This window comes from Streptomyces sp. NPDC051555, from assembly GCF_044454405.1.
Taxonomy (GTDB): domain Bacteria; phylum Actinomycetota; class Actinomycetes; order Streptomycetales; family Streptomycetaceae; genus Streptomyces.
Genome location: NZ_JBITDP010000018.1, coordinates 147,856 through 166,986, shown reverse-complemented (window position 1 = coordinate 166,986; position 19,131 = coordinate 147,856). Strand labels below are relative to the sequence as shown.

The 19,131-nt window shown below is 70.0% G+C and carries 15 protein-coding genes; 12 read left to right on the top strand and 3 right to left on the bottom strand.

Going from position 1 to position 19,131, the window contains the following annotated elements; all coding sequences use genetic code 11:
• Nucleotides 1–443 precede the first annotated feature (443 nt).
• Nucleotides 444–2,009: an amidase gene (locus tag ACIBEA_RS31155; protein ID WP_399266532.1), complete on the bottom strand. Its 1,566-nt coding sequence runs from the start codon at nucleotides 2,007–2,009 to the stop codon at nucleotides 444–446.
• A gap of 818 nt (nucleotides 2,010–2,827) precedes the next feature.
• Here ACIBEA_RS31155 and ACIBEA_RS31150 point away from each other — a divergent pair.
• From ACIBEA_RS31150 to ACIBEA_RS31100, 11 genes are all read left to right on the top strand, one after another.
• Complete coding sequence (locus ACIBEA_RS31150; RefSeq protein ID WP_399266531.1) at nucleotides 2,828–3,898, top strand: phenazine antibiotic biosynthesis protein; 1,071 nt, start codon at nucleotides 2,828–2,830, stop codon at nucleotides 3,896–3,898.
• Entirely contained in the window at nucleotides 3,898–5,268 is a 1,371-nt protein-coding gene (locus ACIBEA_RS31145; RefSeq protein WP_399266530.1) for an aldehyde dehydrogenase family protein, read from the top strand. The genes ACIBEA_RS31150 and ACIBEA_RS31145 overlap by 1 nt, the downstream gene beginning before the upstream one ends.
• A gap of 62 nt (nucleotides 5,269–5,330) precedes the next feature.
• Complete coding sequence (pseB, locus tag ACIBEA_RS31140) at nucleotides 5,331–6,308, top strand: UDP-N-acetylglucosamine 4,6-dehydratase (inverting) (protein ID WP_399266529.1); 978 nt, start codon at nucleotides 5,331–5,333, stop codon at nucleotides 6,306–6,308.
• Between the two features lie 115 nt (nucleotides 6,309–6,423).
• The gene (locus tag ACIBEA_RS31135; RefSeq protein WP_399266528.1) at nucleotides 6,424–7,458 is read left to right on the top strand and encodes a beta-L-arabinofuranosidase domain-containing protein; all 1,035 of its coding nucleotides are present in this window, start codon (nucleotides 6,424–6,426) and stop codon (nucleotides 7,456–7,458) included.
• The gene (locus ACIBEA_RS31130) at nucleotides 7,451–8,416 is read left to right on the top strand and encodes an NAD-dependent epimerase/dehydratase family protein (RefSeq protein WP_399266527.1); all 966 of its coding nucleotides are present in this window, start codon (nucleotides 7,451–7,453) and stop codon (nucleotides 8,414–8,416) included. Before ACIBEA_RS31135 ends, ACIBEA_RS31130 begins: the two co-directional genes overlap by 8 nt.
• Complete coding sequence (locus tag ACIBEA_RS31125) at nucleotides 8,413–9,483, top strand: PseG/SpsG family protein (protein WP_399266526.1); 1,071 nt, start codon at nucleotides 8,413–8,415, stop codon at nucleotides 9,481–9,483. Before ACIBEA_RS31130 ends, ACIBEA_RS31125 begins: the two co-directional genes overlap by 4 nt.
• Nucleotides 9,480–9,950, top strand: coding sequence for a YybH family protein (locus tag ACIBEA_RS31120; RefSeq protein WP_399266525.1), 471 nt, complete (start codon nucleotides 9,480–9,482; stop codon nucleotides 9,948–9,950). The genes ACIBEA_RS31125 and ACIBEA_RS31120 overlap by 4 nt, the downstream gene beginning before the upstream one ends.
• Nucleotides 9,950–11,131, top strand: coding sequence for a prephenate dehydrogenase (locus ACIBEA_RS31115; protein ID WP_399266537.1), 1,182 nt, complete (start codon nucleotides 9,950–9,952; stop codon nucleotides 11,129–11,131). The genes ACIBEA_RS31120 and ACIBEA_RS31115 overlap by 1 nt, the downstream gene beginning before the upstream one ends.
• On the top strand, nucleotides 11,128–11,988 hold the full coding sequence (locus ACIBEA_RS31110; RefSeq protein WP_399266524.1) for a GNAT family N-acetyltransferase: 861 nt from the start codon (nucleotides 11,128–11,130) through the stop codon (nucleotides 11,986–11,988). Before ACIBEA_RS31115 ends, ACIBEA_RS31110 begins: the two co-directional genes overlap by 4 nt.
• A 91-nt stretch (nucleotides 11,989–12,079) precedes the next feature.
• On the top strand, nucleotides 12,080–13,900 hold the full coding sequence (locus ACIBEA_RS31105) for a fatty acyl-AMP ligase (protein WP_399266523.1): 1,821 nt from the start codon (nucleotides 12,080–12,082) through the stop codon (nucleotides 13,898–13,900).
• Nucleotides 13,897–14,904, top strand: a complete 1,008-nt coding sequence (locus tag ACIBEA_RS31100; protein WP_399266522.1) for a beta-ketoacyl-ACP synthase III — start codon at nucleotides 13,897–13,899, stop codon at nucleotides 14,902–14,904. Before ACIBEA_RS31105 ends, ACIBEA_RS31100 begins: the two co-directional genes overlap by 4 nt.
• A gap of 86 nt (nucleotides 14,905–14,990) precedes the next feature.
• On the opposite strand, the gene ACIBEA_RS31095 is transcribed toward ACIBEA_RS31100, so the two are convergent.
• Together ACIBEA_RS31095 and ACIBEA_RS31090 are read right to left on the bottom strand one after the other, a co-directional pair.
• A complete protein-coding gene (locus ACIBEA_RS31095; protein ID WP_399266521.1) occupies nucleotides 14,991–15,842 on the bottom strand; it encodes a PRD domain-containing protein in 852 nt (283 codons plus the stop codon).
• Nucleotides 15,843–16,004: 162 nt separating this feature from the next.
• A complete protein-coding gene (locus ACIBEA_RS31090; RefSeq protein WP_399266520.1) occupies nucleotides 16,005–18,134 on the bottom strand; it encodes a glucose PTS transporter subunit IIA in 2,130 nt (709 codons plus the stop codon).
• A gap of 360 nt (nucleotides 18,135–18,494) precedes the next feature.
• Between ACIBEA_RS31090 and ACIBEA_RS31085 the strand changes: the two genes are divergently transcribed.
• On the top strand, nucleotides 18,495–19,061 hold the full coding sequence (locus ACIBEA_RS31085; RefSeq protein ID WP_399266519.1) for a hypothetical protein: 567 nt from the start codon (nucleotides 18,495–18,497) through the stop codon (nucleotides 19,059–19,061).
• Nucleotides 19,062–19,131 lie beyond the last annotated feature (70 nt).

Here is a 19,131-nt window from a genome sequence, read left to right as displayed (position 1 = left end):
GCCGTCCTCGTCCTCATGCTCTTCGACGACGACGCACGCCCCCAGCTCCTGTGGTCGGGCGGTGCGGCCCTCGCCGTCCTCCTCGTCGCGGGGGCGCGCGAGCTGCGAGCCGCCCGCTCCTGAGGCGTGGGGAGGCGCCGCATCGGGGCCGCGCCCGACGCGCACGCGCTGTTCAACGGGCCGGTCGACGCCCAGCTGGGAAAGTCGCCGATCCGCCGGCCGGGCGGGACGGAGGGAGCGCCCGTCCGTTGTGCCGCCCGGCCGCGGATGCAGGCGCGTCGTCCGCCCCCGGCCCCTGGAACCGGGTACGGGTGTGTCCGCCTCCCGGTTCGACAAGAGGTCCACGGGTGGCGGGTCCCGACGTCGACGAGCACGGTTGCGTAGATCCGTCCCTTGCGCCGAGCCCACAAGAAGTGGACCGGATCCGGAACTCAGGAACAGAGTCAGCGGGCGGCTTCGAGCTCGCGCGGGTAGCGGACGTACCACGGGCGGAGCCGCTCGAAAACGGCCGCCGCGGCGATGACGCGCTCGTCCGCCCAGCGCGGGCCGACGATCTGCATGCCGACGGGGAGACCGTCGAGGAAGCCGGCCGGGACCGAGGCGACGGGCTCGCCCGAGTAGTTGAAGGGCACGGTCATGGACCAGCCGATCGTCTCTTCCACCGGGACGCCGCCGATCTGTGACGGTCCGACGGTGGTTCCGTCGCCGGCGTTGCGCAGCGCACCCGGTGTGCAGGCGAGCGTGGGGGTGATCAGCAGGTCGTACTCGCGCTCGGTCCAGAGCCGGTAGAACACCTGCATGATCGTGGCCTGGATGGCCTCGATGTTGCGTACGCGTCGTCCGCTGACGGTGTCACCGAGGTCGAGCAGCGCTCGGAATTCGGGCGTCATCTTCTCGCTGTGGCGCATCAGGTCGATACCGTGTCCGGCGAAGTTGTCGACGACGGACCCCACGTACATCACGGCCATCAATTCCCGCCACATGCCCGACAGATCGCCCTGCGTCAGCGGGCGCAGCGATTCGGGGGCGGGGCCGATCATGATGTCGTCCAGGCCGATGGAGACCTCTTCGACCTCCGCCCCGGCTTCGCGGAAGGCGCCCGCGGCGTCGCGGACGAGGTCGGCCACGTCCTGGTCGGTGGGATAGAGGTCCAGGTCGGGGCTGTAGGCGATGCGCAGGCCTCCGACGCCGCGGCGCAGGGATGCGGTCAGGCGGGTCTGCTTGGGGACGCTGGTGGGGTCCCCGATCCAGGGCTGTGCCATCACGTCGCCGAGCAGGGCGGCGTCTTCGACGGTACGGGCGATGGGACCGGTGTGCAGGTAGGGGTTGATGGACACCGGCCCGACATCGGTGGGGATCTGACCGTACGAGAGCTTCAGACCGACCGTCGCGGTCTGGGCGGCGGGGATGCGGAGGGAGCCTCCGGCGTCGGAACCCTCGGCGGCGGCCACCATGAAGCCGGCGGTGGCGGCCGCGGCTCCGCCGGAGGATCCGCCGGCGTTGATGCCGATGCGGAAGGGGGTGGAGGTGTCGCCCCAGGCGGGTGAGGCGGTGATGCCCTTGTGCCCGAACTCGGGGGTGGCGGTCTTCCCCAGGGAGATCACCCCGGCTTCGAGGAGTGTGAGAACGTGCCGGGACGCAGCTTCCGGTACGAAGTCGATGTCCTCGGCGAAGATGCGCGAGCCGAAGGTGTTGCGCACGCCGGGCTCGAAGGAGACCAGGTCCTTCGTGGCGATCGGCAGGCCTTCCAGGGGACGGGCGGTGCCGTCGGCGTAGCGGCGTGCCGCCTCGCTCGCGGCCCGTCGGGCGTGGTCGAACCGGGTGAGGACGAACGCCCCCACGTGCTGGTCCGTCGTCTCGATGCGGGCTATGCAGTCCTCGACCACGTCCACGGGGGAGAGCGTTCCCGCGCGGAACCGCCGCAGGAGCTCGGCCGCCGGGAGGAAGACGCTCTCGCCCACCGCCACATCGCGCTCGACTCGGGAGTCATTGCCGTGCGTACCGGACATGCCAGTTCTCCGATGGGTCGTCGAAAGCCGGATCCGTGCACCGGATGGCGATCTGAGGGGTGAGGTGTGGTGGGAGGTGGGGGCAGGGCCTCCCGGCAGGTACCGATGCCGGGGCCTCGGCCGTACCCACTGGCGCCGTCACAATGCGGCCGCCCCACTGACGGGTGCGGACGCGGGGTCCACGCATCCGCAGTGGCGCCATAACCATACCTTCCGGGGCCGCTCCACTTTCGCCTCCGAGGGGATTTGGTCCTTTCGGTCTCGGGCCCCTAGGGACCTTTCGGCCCTCGGCGGTGTCCATCTGTTCGGAGCTTTGGGTTCTAGGTGATTTGTAGGTTCGGTGGTCTCGAATACTCAGACGTTTGTAGGTTTCGTTCCCCGCTGCTTGGGAGGTCTCTAGTCCTTCCGGTCCGACGATCCATGGGCCTTTCGGGCGAGGGCCCATCGTCCTTTCCGGGGCTTATGGCCCAGGGAAGTTCAGAGCTTCCCACCCCTTTTGCTGAGGTGTATCCGGGCTTCTGCGAGTAGGGCCCTTCACCTACTCCGTCGACGGGACCTTCGACCCTTCCGCGTCCTGTCGGATCCAGTACATTCATTTCGACACCGCCAGTTCGACGTGGCGGCTCGTAGGATTCGTTCCCTGTTCGATATTGAACCATTTCTCCTACGGCATCGCGCCCGGCGCGGCCTTCTGCTCCGCCTTTTCCTGCCCTTTCATCCACTGCTTCCCCGCATAGGCGTCCCACAGTTCTGTCACGCCATGTCGAAGCAAGATCCCAGTCGATTAAGGTCCCATGTCTGCCTCAATCCTCGATGTCGTGACGGACCCGTCCCGGGTCGATCCCGACGAATACGTGCGCGAGCTCATGCAGTGGCACTTCCGTGCGGAGACCGGCTGTCCCTTCTGGTTGCGGCGCGCGGCTCAGCTCGACTTCGATCCACTGACCGATGTGAACGGCGTAGCCGATCTCGCAAGATTTCCCCATGTCATCGACGAGTTCCGCGACACCCCGATCGAGGACTTGATCCCCCGCGGTCTCGGACCGAACCCGAAGATCGCCGGCATCTACGAAACCAGCGGTACCACCGGAGCTCCCAAACGGTTCGTCATGTTCGAGGAGTGGCTGGAGGCCTACCTCTCCTGGGACAGCCGGCTGGACCGCGTCATTTCCGAGACGGGGCCGCTAAACTCACTGGCCGTCGTACCGTCCGGTCCGCACATGTTCGGTGAGGTCACGACCCGCTGGGCCCGTCGTTGCGGGGGAGTGAAGTTCACCGTGGACCTCGATCCCCGGTGGGTGAAGGCCCTCATCGCCCAAGGGCGGACGGACGACGCGGATGCCTACGCGGAGCACATCGTCGATCAGGCCGCGCACATCCTGCGCACCCAGAACGTCGGCTCGTTGGCCACCACCCCCGCCCTGCTGGAGCGCATCGCCCGCCGCCCGGAGCTCGTGGAACTCATCAACAAGTCCGTGCGCGCCATCACTTGGTCCGGTGCCCAGATGGACGCCGATACCAGGGACCTGCTCACCGGCCAGATCTTCCCCGGCATCCCGCTCCTGGGCATCTACGGGAGCACGACCGTCCTCGGCGGTGCGAAGGAGCGCGATGACGAGGAGTTCGAGGGAAACCCCATCAACGATTCCTTCTCGCCGTACATCTCGCTGCGCGTCATCGATCCGGAGACGGGCGAGGAGGTGGGATTCGGGGAGCGCGGCCAGGTCGTGATGAGCCACCTCACCAAGTACGCCCTGCTGCCCAACAACCTGGAGCGCGACATGGCGACCAGGGTCGCACCTCCGGAAGGCGCGATCGGATCGTCGGTGGCCGGCGTGGGCCCGGTGGCCGTGTTCGGGGGCAACCCGGTGATCGAGGGCGTCTACTGATGGCGGAACTGCTGCATGTGGACGCGCTCGGCGCGGAAGGTGCCTACCGCACGCGCCGCCGCACGGACCTGACCGGCGTGTCCGGTGAGAAGATCGGCGAGATCAGCCTCGTCTCCCCGCTGTACGTGCGGCGCACGATCGCGGCCATGCGCGCCGCTCGGGTGCCGAGTGCGGCCGACCGCATCACCATGCTGGACGAGGCCGCCGACCTCTACCTCACCGGCACGGTCGGGGGGCTGGACCCGGACCGGTACGCCCACCTGGTCTCGATCGCCTCCGGGGTGCCGCTGCCCGTCGTCCGGGGATCGATGGCCGGGGTCGCCGACTCCCTACGAGCCCTGCGCCACACCTCCGGGCTCGCGATGCCGACGGGCGCGGTCGCCGACTGGGACGACCCGAGGACGGAGAACGGCTCGGCGGTATGGACCCGCAAGGGCGACGTGTTCGCGGTTCACGCTTCGGGCAACACCCCGGGCGTGCACGGCCTGTGGCCGGAAGCGCTGGCGTTGGGCTACAAGGTGGCGGTGCGGCCCTCGAACCGCGAGCCCTTCACCGCGTTCCGCCTCATCTCGGCCTTGCGCCGGGCGGGGTTCGGCGACGACGTGGTGGCGCTCCTGCCCTGCGACTACGTGACCGCCGACGTGATCATCGCCGAAGCGGACTACTCCATGGTCTACGGGGGCCAGGACGTGGTCGAGAAGTACGCCGCCAATCCGCGGGTGCTGCCCCAGGGACCGGGGCGGTCGAAGGTCCTGGTGACGAAGGACGTCGACTGGCGCGACAAGGTGGACCTGATCGCCGACGCGGTGAGCCATCTCGGCGGCACCGCATGCGTATGCACCACGTCCGTACTGGTCGAGGGCGACCCCGCGCCGCTCGCGGAGGCACTGGCGGCCAGGCTCTCCCGCATACCGAGCCTCGCGGCCGAAGATCCGTCGGCGGTCCTGACCGTGCAGCCGCGCGAACAGGCCGCGAAGGTCGACGAGTACCTGCACAGGGTCGCCGAGGGGACCCGGGCGTGGCTGGGCGGGGACACCGTCGTCGACGAACTGCCCGGCGGCGGAGCCGTTCTACGCCCCGCCGTCCACGAAGTGCGGACCTCCGGCGCCTCTCAACTCAACGTCGAGCTGCCGTTCCCCTGCGTCTGGGTGGGCCCGTGGGCACCCGAAGACGGGATCGCACCACTGAAGGGATCGCTGGTCGTGACGGCGATGACCGAGGACCGCCGACTGATCGGGGAACTGCTGCGGGAGCCGAGCATCACCAACGTGTACCTCGGCGACACCCCGACGACCTTGATGCTGCCCGGCGTCCCCCACGACGGGTACCTCGGCGAATTCCTCATGCGGACCAAGGCGGTGATCCGGTAACCCGCCCAACCACCCTTTCGGTCGCGCCAGTTCAGAACCATCGTTTTCAAGCTGAGGTAAAGATGTCAACGAACGAATTCGCCAATAGCGTCATCCTGATCACCGGAGGGACCGGATCCCTCGGGAAGAAGTTCATCGAACACGCGCTGGAGCATCTGGGGCCGAGCACGATCATCGTGTACTCCCGCGATGAGCTGAAGCAGTTCGAGCTCCGCGAGTACTTCAACCGGGATCCGCGGATCCGCTGGGTCATCGGCGACATCCGTGACCGCGAACGGCTCAGCAGCGCCATGCACGGAGTCGATTTCGTGGTCCACGCCGCGGCGCTCAAGCAGGTCGACACCGCGGAGGTCAACGCGTACGAGTACGTGCGCACCAACGTGACCGGTTCGCAGAACGTGATCGACGCGGCCGTCGCCGCCAAGGTGCGCAAGGTGGTCGCCCTGTCCACGGACAAGGCGTCGAGCCCGGTCAACCTCTACGGCGCCAGCAAGCTCTGCGCGGACAAGCTCTTCACCTCCGCCAACATGGACCCGCACAACCAGCACACCAAATTCAGTGTGGTGCGCTACGGGAACGTCCTGGGCAGCCGCGGGTCGGTGGTTCCGCTCTTCCGCCGGTTGGCGGCCGAAGGCAAGCCGCTGCCGATCACGGACAAGCGCATGACCCGGTTCTGGATCACGTTGGACCAGGCGGTGGACTTCATCGTCAACGCCTTCGTCCACATGCAGGGATCCGAGCTCTTCGTCCCGAGGATCCCCAGCATGCGCGTCGTCGACCTGGTCGAAGCCATCGCGCCCGGCGCGATCACCCACGAAGTCGGCCTGCGGCCCGGTGAAAAGCTGCACGAGGAGATGATCTCCGAGGTCGATGCCGTCCGGACGTACAAGCGCGGCGACCGCTACATCATGCTCCCGCAGTCCGGCCGGCTCGACGAGGACATGCCGATGGTCGGCCGGCTGCCGGACGGATTCAACTACCGCTCCGACACCAACGACCAGTGGCTCTCGGTGGCGGAGATCCAGGAACTCATCGCCTGACCGCGCCCGATCCGACCGCTCTGTCCGGACTGCCCTGTCCGACCCTACCGAACCGCCTGCATCCCCATCCAGGCATCCATCGCGCCGACCACCGGCCGTATGAGGAGACCCACTCATGAACCACCCCGAGATCGACCTTGAGCAGCGCGTCGACACCTACAAGGCCGCTTCCTCCCGCGGAGCCCAGCAGCTCGCGTCGAGTCAGCGCCCCGACGGCAGCCTGCCCTCCTCCCACGACGTGATCGAGTCCTCCTACAAGGGGATCTGGGCACTCCAGTGCGCGGGCAGGACGGTGGAGGCGGCTCGCCTCGCCTCCTACGTACGGGCCCACCTGGGCGCCGACGGCAGCGTCCCGTCGCCGCGCGAGGAGGCGTACTTCCTCGACGTCCACTACCTGTACGCCAACGGATACCTCGCCATCGGCACCCACCTGCTCGGCCAGTTCGACCTCTCCGACCGGCTGATGTCCTTCATCGCCTCCATGCAGAACCCGCAGCACGGCGGCTTCCGCTCGACGGGCCCGCTGCCCGGCGACGGCCGTTGCGACACCGTCTCCACCAGCATCAGCGGCATCGCGGCGCTGTTCCACGGGCGTCAGGACGTGGCCCTGCGCGCAGCCGGATTCCTGGCCGCCGTGTGGAAGGCCCAGCCCGAGCGCGCCTCGGTGTTCTTCAGCACGACGTCGGCCGACGGCGAACTCCGCACCGGCGCCGGCGTGCACCAGCTGAAGGTCCAGGAGCCCGGGCAGGACTGGTGGTTCCTCGGCGCCCCGGCCGTCTTCCTGACCGCGCTCCACGAGAAGACCGGCGACGCCCAGCACCTGGAGTTGGCACGCGAGCTGATGGACTACATGGCGCAGTCCTGCCACCGGGACGTCGCCCTGCACCCCTCCTGCGGCAAGCTCGGAGTGAGCGCCGCGATGTTGTACCGCCTCACGGGCGAGCGGCAGTACGCGGACCTCGCTGTCCGGATCGCCGACCTCATCGTGGGCAACCAGGACCCCAAGGGGGTGTGGACCCGGGACATGTGGTTCCACGACACCGCATGGGACGGCACGGCCGACCTGCTGTGGTCCGACCTGGATATGTCGCTCGAATACGTGCTGTGGCTCGACCTCATCGCCCGTGAGCTGACGAGCGCCGGTGCGTGACGGCCACATGAAGGTCGTGGTGACCGGGGCAACCGGCTATCTGGGCCTTGGCGTCGTCAAGGCGCTGGCGTCCGCGGGACACGAGGTCGTGGCGCTGGCCAGGACCGGCCGAAGTGACTGGCCGGTCGGCGTGCACGCCCGGAAGATGGACCTGGCCGACGGCGACGGACTCCGGAGCGCGCTGCGGGGGGCGGACGCGGTGTGCCACCTGGCCGCCCTCATGAGGGTGCGCACGCCGCACGCCGTGGGCGACTACTACCGGACGAACGTCACGGGCACCGTCGACCTGCTCGACGCGATGGTCGCGGAGCGTGCCGGCACCGGCCGTCCGATGCGGATCGTGTTCCTGTCCAGTGCCGCCGTCTACGGCCCCGGACAGGGGCGGCCGCTCCGCGAATCCGATGCGACCCGGCCCACCGGCGTGTACGGGCGCACCAAGCTGGCCGCGGAGCACGCGATCACGAGCTACGCCGAGGTCGGCGCCGTCGACGCCGTCACGCTGCGTCTGTTCAACGCTGCCGGAGTCACCCCCGCGGGCAGGGCTCCGGACGGCGGTTCGCTGATCGCCCGGGCACTGGACTGCGCCGCTCACGCGGGCACCGTACGCGTCCACGGCGACGGCAGCGCGATCCGGGACTTCGTCCACGTCGCCGACGTCGTCGACGCGGTCGGCCTCGCCTTGGGCGCGGTGGCCGAAGGGCCGGTGCGGACGTACAACATCGGCGCCGTCCCGGCCAGCGTCACGGAGATCATCGACACCGCTCAGCGGGTCTCCGGACGCACCATCGCGGTCGATCACCACCCGGCGCACCCGAACGAGACGCCGTACTCCGTCGCGGACACGACGGCGGCGCGCGAGCGGCTGGGCTGGGCTCCCCGGTACACGGAGCTGGAGCCCATGATCGGTGATCACTGGCGGAGGGTTCATGCCGAGCGGACCACGGAGGCCGGAGCATGACGGCCGAACGCGTACTGGTGCTCCGGGCCGACGCCACGGCGAGCATGGGGACGGGGCACGTCGTACGCTGCGTCGCCCTGGCCGAGGAGGCCGCCGCGCGCGGAATGCGTCCGGTCCTGCTCGGAACGTGCGAAGTGCCGTGGCTGTCGGAGATCCTGGCCGCCGCACCCCTCACGGTGGCGCGGGCCCCGGACACCGCCGAGGGCTTGCGCGAGCGCCTGCGCGAGCTGGCACCGGAAGCCGTCGTCATCGACGCCTACCACCTGCCGCGGGCGCACTACCACGCGGCCGCTGCGATCGCCCCGGTCCTGGCGGCCTACGACGGACGGCCGCACCACGCCCGCGGCGACGTGCTGTACGACCAGAACATCGGCGCGGACCGAACGGGTCCACCGGCAGCCGACGGGGCACTGCTGCTGCGAGGGCCCTCCTTCGCCGTCGTCCGTGACGACATCAAGGGGCGGCGCCCCGTCGACCCGGCGCTGCGGGTGCGCACGCGCGCGGCGGCCGCGACGCCACCGAAGGTGCTGCTGGTCCTCGGCGGCACCGACGCGCTGGGCGGCACCCTGGAGCTGACCAAGGCCCTGCTGTCCCAGGTCCCGGAGCTGCACCTGCATGTGGTGACCGCGGACGCGGCGGGCGTGCGGGCCTTGCCGTCCGGCCCCCGGCAACGCGTGCAGGTCGTCACCCCCACACCCGAGTTGCCGGCCCTGATGACCGAGATGGACCTGGTGGTGAGCGCGGCCGGGACCACCACGATCGAGCTGTGCTGCCTGGGCGTGCCCGCGGCGCTGATCCAGGTCGTCGACAACCAAGTACCCGTCTACGAAGGCGCCGTCTCCCACGGATGCGCGGAAGGGCTCGGAACCCTGGCCCACGTGGTCGCCGAACCGGCCGCGATGGCGCGGCGGATCCGAGCCCTGCTCGCCGAACCGGACAGGCGCGCCCAACTCGCCGAGCGCGCCTGGCAGACCGTGGACGGCCGTGGCCGACAGCGGATCCTCGACGCCGTGGGCGCGGTCGTCGTCGGCCGCCGGAACCCATTTACAGGAGATTCGATCCAGTGACCACCCGTTCTTCCTCCTCTCCTTCCTCCGGTCCGACCGGTCGCGCGACAACACCGATCACCGATCCGCAGGTGATCGGCCGCAGCTTCAACGAGCGGTGCAACGCCGGCGACCTCGACGGGCTGCTCGCCTTGTACGAACCCGATGCGGTCATGGTCGACGAGACCGGCCGCCCGCACCGCGGCACCACTGAACTCCGCTCGTTCTTCACCGCGATGCTGTCGGTGGAGCCCACCGTGCGCACCGTCGCCGCCACCGTCGTCGTCCACGAGGACGTCGCTCAGGGCAGCACCCACTGGCAGCTGGACGTCACCGCGCCCGACGGCACGGTCAGCCGGACGGAAGGACACGCGGCGGAACTGCTGCGCAGGCAACCCGACGGGACGTGGCTCGTCGCGATCGACAACCCGTGGGGCGCACGCCGTGCTCGCCAGGACGCCCACCCCGACACCGCCGGATCCCGATGATCCGCTCAGCGGCCGTGGTGGGGACCGGCATGATGGGCACCTCGGTCGCGCTCTCCCTGGCCCGGCGCGGGGTCGCGGTCCATTTGATCGACGAGAACGAATCGGCGGCCCGCACCGCCGCATCACTGGGCGCCGGCGTCGTCGGCCGCCCCGGGGGCCCCGTCGATCTGGCCGTGCTGGCAGTCCCGCCGACGCAGGTCGGAGCGGTGCTCGCGGCCCAGCAGGCCCAGGGCCTGGCCCGCGCGTACACCGACGTGGCGAGCGTCAAGACCGGGCCGGAGCTCTCCGTGTCCGCGCACGGCGGGGACGCCGGCACCTTCATCGGCGGCCACCCGATGGCCGGTCGGGAACGCTCCGGCCCGCTGGCAGCCTGTGCCACCCTCTTCGAAGGACGCACCTGGGTGCTCACGCCCACCGGGGCCACCAGCCGCGACACCCTGAACACGGGGTTGATGCTCATCTCGATGTGCGGTGCGGTGCCCGTCGTGATGGACAGCCGTGCACACGACCTGGCGGTGGCCCGCGTCTCTCACACCCCGCACGTGCTCTCCTCGCTGCTGGCCGCCCGCCTGGAGCACCTCCAAGGCGACGCCGCCCGGCTGGCGGGGCAAGGGCTGCGCGACATGACGCGGATCGCCGGTGGTGACCCGCGGCTGTGGAGCGACATCCTGGAGTCCAACGCCACAGCGGTCGCCGACGTCCTGACCGAACTCTCCGAGGACCTGGCGGTCGCGGTCGCCGCGCTGCGCGGACTGACCGCCGACGACGCCGACGAGCGGGCGCAAGGCACCACGCTGCTGGCCGACCTGCTCGGTCGGGGCCGCACGGGCCGTGAACGGATCCCCGTCAAGTACGGGCACTCCGTGCCGTCCTGTAAGGCCGTCCGCATCCTCATCGGAGACCAGCCCGGTGAACTCTCACGGCTCCTCCAGAACGTCGCCGAACTGGACGTGAACGTCGAGGACATGACCATCGACCACTCGCCCGGCGAGCAGAGCGGCCTGGTCGAACTGCTGGTCCCCAGGAGCAGCGTTCCCACCATGGACGCGCGGCTGCGGGGAGCCGGCTGGCGCGTCCAGAGCCTCGTCCCCGAAGGGACGGCACGCAGGCAGGCGTCCGTACCGGATCCCGACACGTTTTTGAGCGTTCCACCCATGAGAAGTGAGAAGAGGGAACCGTGAATCTCGTACTGCGCCCCGGGGATTCCCGCGATGTCGCGGAATGCGCCCGGATATGTTTCGAGGCATTCTCGAAGATCGCCCACGAACACAACTTCCCCTCGGACGTACCCCATGAGGCGGCGGCCGTCGGGGCCTTCGAGGTGCTGCTGAACCACCCCGCGATCCACAGCGTCGTCGCCGAGCTCGACGGCCGGATCGTGGGCAGCAACTTCCTCGACGAACGATCCCCCGTCGTGGCCCCCGGACCACTGAGCGTGGACCCGGCCCTCCAGGCCGGCGGGGTCGGGCGCGCCCTCATGCGGGACGTCCTGGCGCGGGCAGCCGCGCACGACGGTCCGGGCATGAGGCTGGTCCAGAACGCCTACCACGCACGCACCTTCGAGATTTACGCGGGTCATCTCGGCTTCGAGTTCCGCGAGGCGCTGGCGTGCCTGCAAGGACCGCCGATCGGCGGGGCCGTACCGGGCTACGAGGTGCGGCCCGCGACGGAATCGGACCTGGCCGCCTGCGACGACGTGTGCAGGAAGGTCCACGGGGTGCACCGATCCGGTGAGGTCGTCGATGCGCTCAAGGCCGGTACCGTCCGCGTGAGCGAGCACCACGGGCGGATCACCGGGTACGCCACGGACCTCTCCTTCTTCGGCCACGCGGTCGGCGAGACAACGGAGGACATCAAGGCCCTCATCATGGCAGCCCCGGAATTCGGCGGCCCCGGCATCCTCGTCCCCGCGAGTGACAGCGCCCTGCTCCAGTGGTGTCTGCGCAGCGGTCTCAAGGTGAACCAGCTGATGAACCTGATGAGCACGGGGCTCTACAACCAGCCGGCGGGCGCCTACCTCCCGTCGATCCTCTACTAGGGATCCCCCCATCGCCGGCCGGCCACTCGCACCTCTTACGCAACACGTGGACCGAAAGACACCACGTCTTCCCGACAGGGAGTACTGACTCGTGAACACCATCGACCGCGCCCCGACAATGGCTGGGATCCGGACCCTGCCGGAGGCACTGCTCCTGCGCAGCGAGCAGCAGCCCGACCGGACGGCCTTCGTATTCCTGCGCAACGGCGAGGACCCCGAGGAAACCGTCACCTACCGAGAACTGGACGAGGCGTCGCGGCTGCGGGCCGCCGCGTTCGTGGGAGCCGGCCTGGCGGGAAGGAACGTCGTCCTCCTCTTCCCGTCCGGAATCGAGTTCATCCGCACCCTCATCGGCTGCATGTACGCGGGAGTGGCCGGAGCCCCCGTCCAGGTACCCCGCCGTCGACAGGGGGTCGAGCGCCTGCGCCGAATAGCGGACGACGCCGCCACGACCGTCGTCCTGACCACGGGCGAAGTGAAGCGCGACCTCGAAGAGCGCTTCGGTGACTCCCCGGAACTCGCCGGTCTCACCTTGATCGATACGGAGACGTTGGCGCGACCGCCGGTCGCCGACGGCGCCGCGTACAGGAGCCTCTCCCCGCACCCCGAGGGCACCGCCCTGCTCCAGTACACCTCGGGTTCCACCGGAGACCCCAAGGGGGTGATCATCACCCACTCCAACTTCCTCAGCAACGTCATCGAGACGGACGAACTCTGGCCCAGCGGCGCCGACGGGACCGTGGTGTCGTGGCTGCCGCTCTTCCACGACATGGGAATGCTGTTCGGCATCGTGCTCCCCCTCTGGACGGGGGTGCCGTCCTACCTGATGCCCCCGGACGCCTTCATCCGCAGGCCCGCCCGCTGGCTGGAGGCGATCTCCCGGTTCGGGGGCACCCACGCGGCGGCCCCGAGCTTCGCCTACGAACTCTGCGTGCGCGCCGCCGAGGAGGGCAGGACGGCCGACGTCGGTTCCCTCGCCAGCTGGCGGGTGGCCGTCAACGGCGCCGAGCCGGTCCGCTGGAGCACCCTCTCCTCGTTCACCGAGGCGTTCGCACCGTACGGTTTCGACCCCCGGGCCATGGCCCCGGGCTACGGGCTGGCCGAGAACACGCTCAAGGCCACCGGCAGCCCCCAGGACCGCGCGCCCGCCCCGCTGTGGCTGTCCGCCCGAGCCCTGGGCGAAGGACGGGTCGAAGCGGTCGACCCCCGCGCGACCGGCGCCACCCCCGTCGTCAGCAGCGGCGTACCCGTGTTGGGAACGCGCGTGAGCATCGTCGACCCGACCTCGCACGCGCTCTGCCCGCCCGCCCGGGTCGGCGAGATCTGGATCAGCGGTCCGTGCGTCTCGCCGGGGTACCTGGGCCGCCCTCAGCTGAGCGAGGAGACGTTCCGCGCCCGGATCCACTCCCCGGGCGACGCCGGCTCGGGCACGCACCTGCGGACGGGGGACCTCGGCTTCCTGCACGACGGAGAGCTGTACGTCACCGGACGCATCAAGGACGTGCTGATCCGCAAGGGCCGCAACTTCTACCCGCAGGACATCGAGCTGTCCGCCGAGTCCGCGGTACCCGGACTGCACCCCAATTGCGCGGCGGCCTTCTCCATCGACGACGGAGCCGAAGAACAGCTCGTGGTGGTCGTCGAGGCCGACGGCAGGGTGCTGAGGAGTGCCGGGGCGCCGGTGCTGCGCGACCGGGTGCGCGAGGCGATCCGTGAGAACCACCGGTTGGAGACGGACCGCGTCCTCGTCGTGCGCCGCGGCGCGCTCTCCAAGACCTCCAGCGGCAAGGTGCAGCGCAGGGCGTGCCGGCGGCGGTACGAGAGCGGCGAGCTGGACGCCGTCGCGGTCGCCGTCAGCACTGCGGATGCCGTCGCCGTAACGCCGTCCGGATCCGTGGAGGCGTCACGATGACGGCGAAGGCACTGCTCACCCAAGGGGGTGGCGGCGCTGCCGCGCGCATCGTCGGCATCGGTGCCTACCGGCCGTCGCGGCGGGTGGACAACGACGAGATCAGCGCCCGTATCGATTCGAGCGACGCATGGATACGCCAGCGGTCGGGCATCGCCAGCCGGCGGTTCGCCACGGACGACGACACGGTCGTCACCATGGCCGCGGCGGCAGCGGCGCGGGCCATGGACCACGCCGGGGTCGACCCGGCGGACATCGGCATGGTCCTCCTCGCGTCGATGTCCCAGCTGGAGCAGTCGCCCGCGGCCGCTCCCCGCGTCGCCCACCTGATCGGTGCGCACGCCGCGGCGGCCACCGACATCGGCGCCGCCTGCGCCGGATTCTGCTACGCGCTGGCCCTCGCCGACTCGCTCGTGCGCTCCGGCTCCGCCGGCCACGTGCTGGTCATCGGTGCGGAGAAGATGAGCGACATCATCGACCACACGGACCGCGGCACGGCCTTCCTCTTCGGCGATGGAGCGGGCGCGGTCGTCGTGGGACCGGCCCGGGCGCCGGGAATCGGCCCCGTCGTGTGGGGGGCCGACGGAGAGCGGCACCGACTGATCGCCCATGACCGGAGCTGGCTCGAGTCACGGGAGCAGCAGGACCCCTGGCCCGTCCTGCGCATGTCCGGACCCGAGGTGTTCCGCTGGGCGACCCGGAAGGTGCCGGAGGTTTCGCGGAAGGCGCTGGACGCGGCCGGCATCGAGGCCGGCGATCTCGCCGCGTTCATTCCGCACCAGGCCAATGCGCGGATCGTGGACTCCGCGGCCAAGGCGCTGCGTCTACCTCCGCACGTGGTCGTGGCCAAGGACATCGTGGATTCCGGCAACACCTCGGCGGCGTCGATCCCGCTCGCCATGGAGAGCCTGTTGTCCCGGGGTGCCGTCGCCTCCGGGGGACGTGCACTCCTGGTGGGCTTCGGCGCGGGCCTGGTGCATGCGGCGCAGGTGGTGACGCTGCCATGACGGGGTGACCAACGGCCCGCGCCCTCAAGGGGTGCGGGCCGTTCGTCGTGCGTGCCGTCCGGCGGGTCGGCAACCGGCTCCGCGCGTCACGCGGTGTCGGTGTCGGTCTCCGCGGTCATGCGGGCCACGTGGAGCGCGAGGTAGGAGACCTCGTCCTCGCTCAGCTGCTGCCCCAGGCGCAGCTCGACGATCGTCGCCAGCTGCTGCGCGGTGTGGGTCGCCTCCGGGTAGTGCTGGCGGATGCCCTTGCCGATCGTGGACTCGTGCCCCTTCAGCTGCCGGTGCTGCTGGACGCGGACGAAGAGGTAGCGCACGTGGGTGATGAACCGCGCCGCGCTCATGGATTCCTGGGGGACCTCCAGCCCGTACCGCTCCCGTACGACGGCGAGCATCTGCTGGATGACCCCGGTCATCGTGTACGTGAAGGACAGGTCGCCCGAGGCGAAACCGGCGTTGACCAGGTGCAACGTGAGCGCGGTCGCCTCGGAGGGGGCCAGCTGCGGGTCCACGCGCTCGTTGATGGCCGCCAGCAGGCGCTGCGCCTGGGCGTACTCGGCGGCGTACAGGGTCTGGGCCTCGGCCTGCAGCGGGTACTCGACGACGATGCCCCGCGCGGCCCGGTCCAGCGCGCCGGCGACGTGGTCGGCGACGGCGATCGCGAGGGTGGGGCGGGTGGACTCGCGCCCCTCGATGCCGACCTCGCTGAGGGCGATCACGACGGCCCGCAGGACCTCCTCGCCGATCAGCGTGAGGACCTCGGCCAGGTGGTCCGGGTCACGGCCGTCGGCCGGCACGAAGACGCGCACGATCAGCGCCGGGTCGACGATCTGGCCCTGGCGGCAGTTGAAGCCGATGCCGCGCCCGGTGAGGATGACCTCCTGGCCCTGCTCGTCGCGGGCCAAGACCACGTTGTTGTTGAGGACACGCAGCGCCTTCACCGCCTGCTCGCCTTCCTGTCCCGAGTCCGATGTCTGCCCATGATCTCGCACTGTCCGACGCCTCCGCCCCACCCGGCCCGGTCGTGCCCGGCCGTACCCGGCTCTGCCCGGCCCCGTGCGGGCCGGGCAGGAGCGGATCGGGCGAGGAGCGGAGGGAGTGGATCAGCGCTGTACGGTCACCACGGGGGCGCCGGCGGCGACGTCCTTGCCGGTGTGCGGCTCGACCGAGGCGAGCTCCGCGGTGTTGGTGACCGTCATCAGCGTGACGGTCGGGTGCTCGGCGGCGCGCACCGCGTCGAGGTCGACCTCGACGAGGAGGTCGCCGGCGGACACCTGCTGGCCGGACTCGACGCGCACGTCGAAGCCCTCCCCGTTCATCTGCACCGTGTCGATGCCGACGTGGACGAGCACCTCGATGCCGTCCGCGGTACGGATGCCGAAGGCGTGGCCGGTCTTCACGACCGTGACCAGTTCACCGTCGACCGGGGCGACGACCCGGCCGTCGGTCGGCTCGATGCCCACGCCTTCGCCGAGCGCCCGGGAGGCGAAGACCGGGTCCCCGACCTCGTCGAGGCTGACCACGCGACCCGCGACCGGGGCCGCGAGTTCGACGCCCTTGCCCGCGGAGGAGCCGGCGGACGTAACGGCGCCGCCCGCGGACGCGGGGGCCGTGGTGGCCGCAGCGGTCGCGACGGAGGTGGCACCGGCAGAGGTCGCACCGACGGTGACGAGCTCGCGGTCGTCCGCCGCTTCGGCGCCACCACGGGCAGCGGCCTCGGCGGCCTCGGCCACGTCCCGCTCGGCGTTGGCCGCGGCGCGCTCCTCCGGGGTGCGGAAGTCGGAGAAGTACACGAGGGCCATCGAGACGAAGAAGGAGGCCGTGATCGCGATGACGTAGGTGGCCATCGGGGAGAAGACCGGGATGGTCAACAGGGAGGTGAAGGCGAAGGCCTTGGTGTCCACGCCGCCCAGGACGCCCACGATCACGCCGCCGACGAGGCAGCCGATGAGCATGCGCGGGTAGATCCGCTTGAAGCGCAGGTGGATGCCGTACAGCGAGGGCTCGGAGATGCCGCCGAACAGGCCCGCGGCCAGTGCGCCGGTCGCGGTCTGGCGCATTTCCTTCTCACGGTGGCGCAGCGAGAGCAGCAGCACACCGGCGGTCGCGCCGAAGCAGGCGAAGTTCCATGCGCCCATCGGGCCCTGGATGAAGTCGAAGCCGATGGTGTTGATGTTCTGCAGCATGAGCGCGTTCAGCGGCCAGTGCAGGCCCAGCGGCACCAGGAACGGGTACAGCAGCGGAATGATGATCGCGAAGACGATCGGGGCGTTGCCGTTCAGCCAGGACAGGCCCGAGCCGAGACCGTTACCGGCCCAGATGCCCAGGGGGCCGATGAGGAAGGCGGTCACCGGGATCATGATCAGCATGCTGAAGAACGGTACGAAGACGAGGTGCACGGCTTCGGGGAAGAGGCGCTGCAGACCCTTGTAGACGAGGGCGAGGACGGCGACCATCAGCAGCGGCACGAAGACCTGGCCGCCGTAGTCGTTCAGCTGCATCGGCAGTCCGAAGACGTGCGCGACGCACTCCTGCGTACCGAGCGTCGCATTGGTGGTGCAGCTGATGCCGGGGATCCCGGACTTCTCGTTCAGCATGCCGGTGAAGTTCGGGGTCATCACCGCGGCCATGACCGCGGCGCCCACCCAGGGGTCGATCTTCAGCTTCTTCGCCGCGTTGTAGGCGACCATGATCGGCAGGAAGTACAGCACCGAACGCCACATCGCGTCGACGAAGACCCAGCTGGCGGACTTGTCCGCGGCCCGGAAGTCCACCAGACCCAGGGCGTCGAGGACGGAGGCGATCGCGATGATCAGCGAGGAGCCCAGGAGCACGCCCATCAGCGGGCGGAACGAGTCGGAGAGGTACTCGAAGAAGTTGTCGACCCAGGCGTAGCGGCCACGGCCCTTGGACCGGATGGCGGCCTTGACGTCCGCGTCGGACTGCGGGCGGGGAGTGCCGCCACCGCTCATGGACGGCAGGTTCATGAGCTTCGAGTAGACGTTCGCGACGGCCCCGCCGATCACGATCTGGAAGCGGTCACCGGACTGCGCCACCGTGCCCATCACCCCGTCGAGGGCGTCGAGAGCGGCCTTGTCGACCTTCGACCCGTCGTGGAGCTGGAAACGGAGCCGGGTCGCGCAGTGCGTGAGGCTCTCGATGTTCCCCGCCCCGCCGACGCCGCGAAGGATCCTCTCCGCCAGCTCACCGGGCCCTGCTGTGGGTGTGTTCATGATGCGTCCTTGCATCTCTGGGCTCTCGCCGTCCTGCCATCGGTCCGCGACCTCTCCCACCCGGGTCAGGGCAACAAAAAAGGCCCGGGTCGCGCCAAAGGCGCTACCCAGGCCTTGCCTCCCAGCGAACGGATCACCGCCGTGGCATCGCACTGGGCGATGACGGTGACGCGTTCGGGGAGTAACAACCCTGTGATCGAGATCGATCTAACGGAACCTTAACACCGACCGCGGTGACCAGCGGTTCCTCGGGTCGAATGACCGGGGGAGACCTCCGTCACGGCCACCCCTCACCCCCTTCGCCCCGCACCCCTTCGCCCCTCACCCACCCCCTCGCCCCGCACCCCTTACCTTGGTCGCATGGGGGAGAAGAGCACAGGGGACCGGGCCGCCGTGACGCATGAGGACCGGTCGGCCGAGGATTACTGCGGCCGCGAGCGGTGCCTTCCGCAGCCGTGGATGTGCAACGTCTTCCACATCGACGGCAGCCTGCGGGACATCCGGGTCCTCGACGTGACGGGCGACGAGTGGATCGCGGTCCTCGAACGCCTGCGCGTCGCGGCCGACGAGGTCGAGATCGATCACCCCTACCCCCAGCTCGATCCGACGCACCCGGCCACCGCCGACCTCTTCCGCACGTGGGCGGACGAGCCGGAGGGCCGGGGCACGACCTTCGCCTTCCGGGCCCGCTTCGACGACGTGTGGTTCTTCGCCCTGCCCCTCGACGACGAGGAGATCGAGTTCTCCCTCTGGCCCGACGGCGTCGTCGACGGTACGGGCGTGGCCGCCGTACGACGGTTCCTGACCGAGGTCGCGACGGCCAGCGGACGCCTGTCCGTACTGACCGCCGAATGCGTCACCTACGCCCCGGGAATGCCGACACTGATGTCCCACGACCCCGCCACCGGCCTCGACTTCCACATCTGAACGGTGCGGTGACGTTCGCGCGCACCGGCGACGTGTCGTCGGCGAGGCGTACCGTGGGCCGGGTGCGGAG

What these genes read in the sequence shown, in the direction of transcription:
- ACIBEA_RS31155 (WP_399266532.1), bottom strand. Translation starts at nt 2,009, where the DNA reads ATGTCCGGTACGCACGGCAATGACTCCCGAGTCGAGCGCGATGTGGCG.
- ACIBEA_RS31145 (WP_399266530.1), top strand. Translation starts at nt 3,898, where the DNA reads ATGGCGGAACTGCTGCATGTGGACGCGCTCGGCGCGGAAGGTGCCTAC.
- pseB (WP_399266529.1), top strand. Translation starts at nt 5,331, where the DNA reads ATGTCAACGAACGAATTCGCCAATAGCGTCATCCTGATCACCGGAGGG.
- ACIBEA_RS31135 (WP_399266528.1), top strand. Translation starts at nt 6,424, where the DNA reads ATGAACCACCCCGAGATCGACCTTGAGCAGCGCGTCGACACCTACAAG.
- ACIBEA_RS31125 (WP_399266526.1), top strand. Translation starts at nt 8,413, where the DNA reads ATGACGGCCGAACGCGTACTGGTGCTCCGGGCCGACGCCACGGCGAGC.
- ACIBEA_RS31100 (WP_399266522.1), top strand. Translation starts at nt 13,897, where the DNA reads ATGACGGCGAAGGCACTGCTCACCCAAGGGGGTGGCGGCGCTGCCGCG.
- ACIBEA_RS31090 (WP_399266520.1), bottom strand. Translation starts at nt 18,134, where the DNA reads ATGAACACACCCACAGCAGGGCCCGGTGAGCTGGCGGAGAGGATCCTT.
- ACIBEA_RS31085 (WP_399266519.1), top strand. Translation starts at nt 18,495, where the DNA reads ATGGGGGAGAAGAGCACAGGGGACCGGGCCGCCGTGACGCATGAGGAC.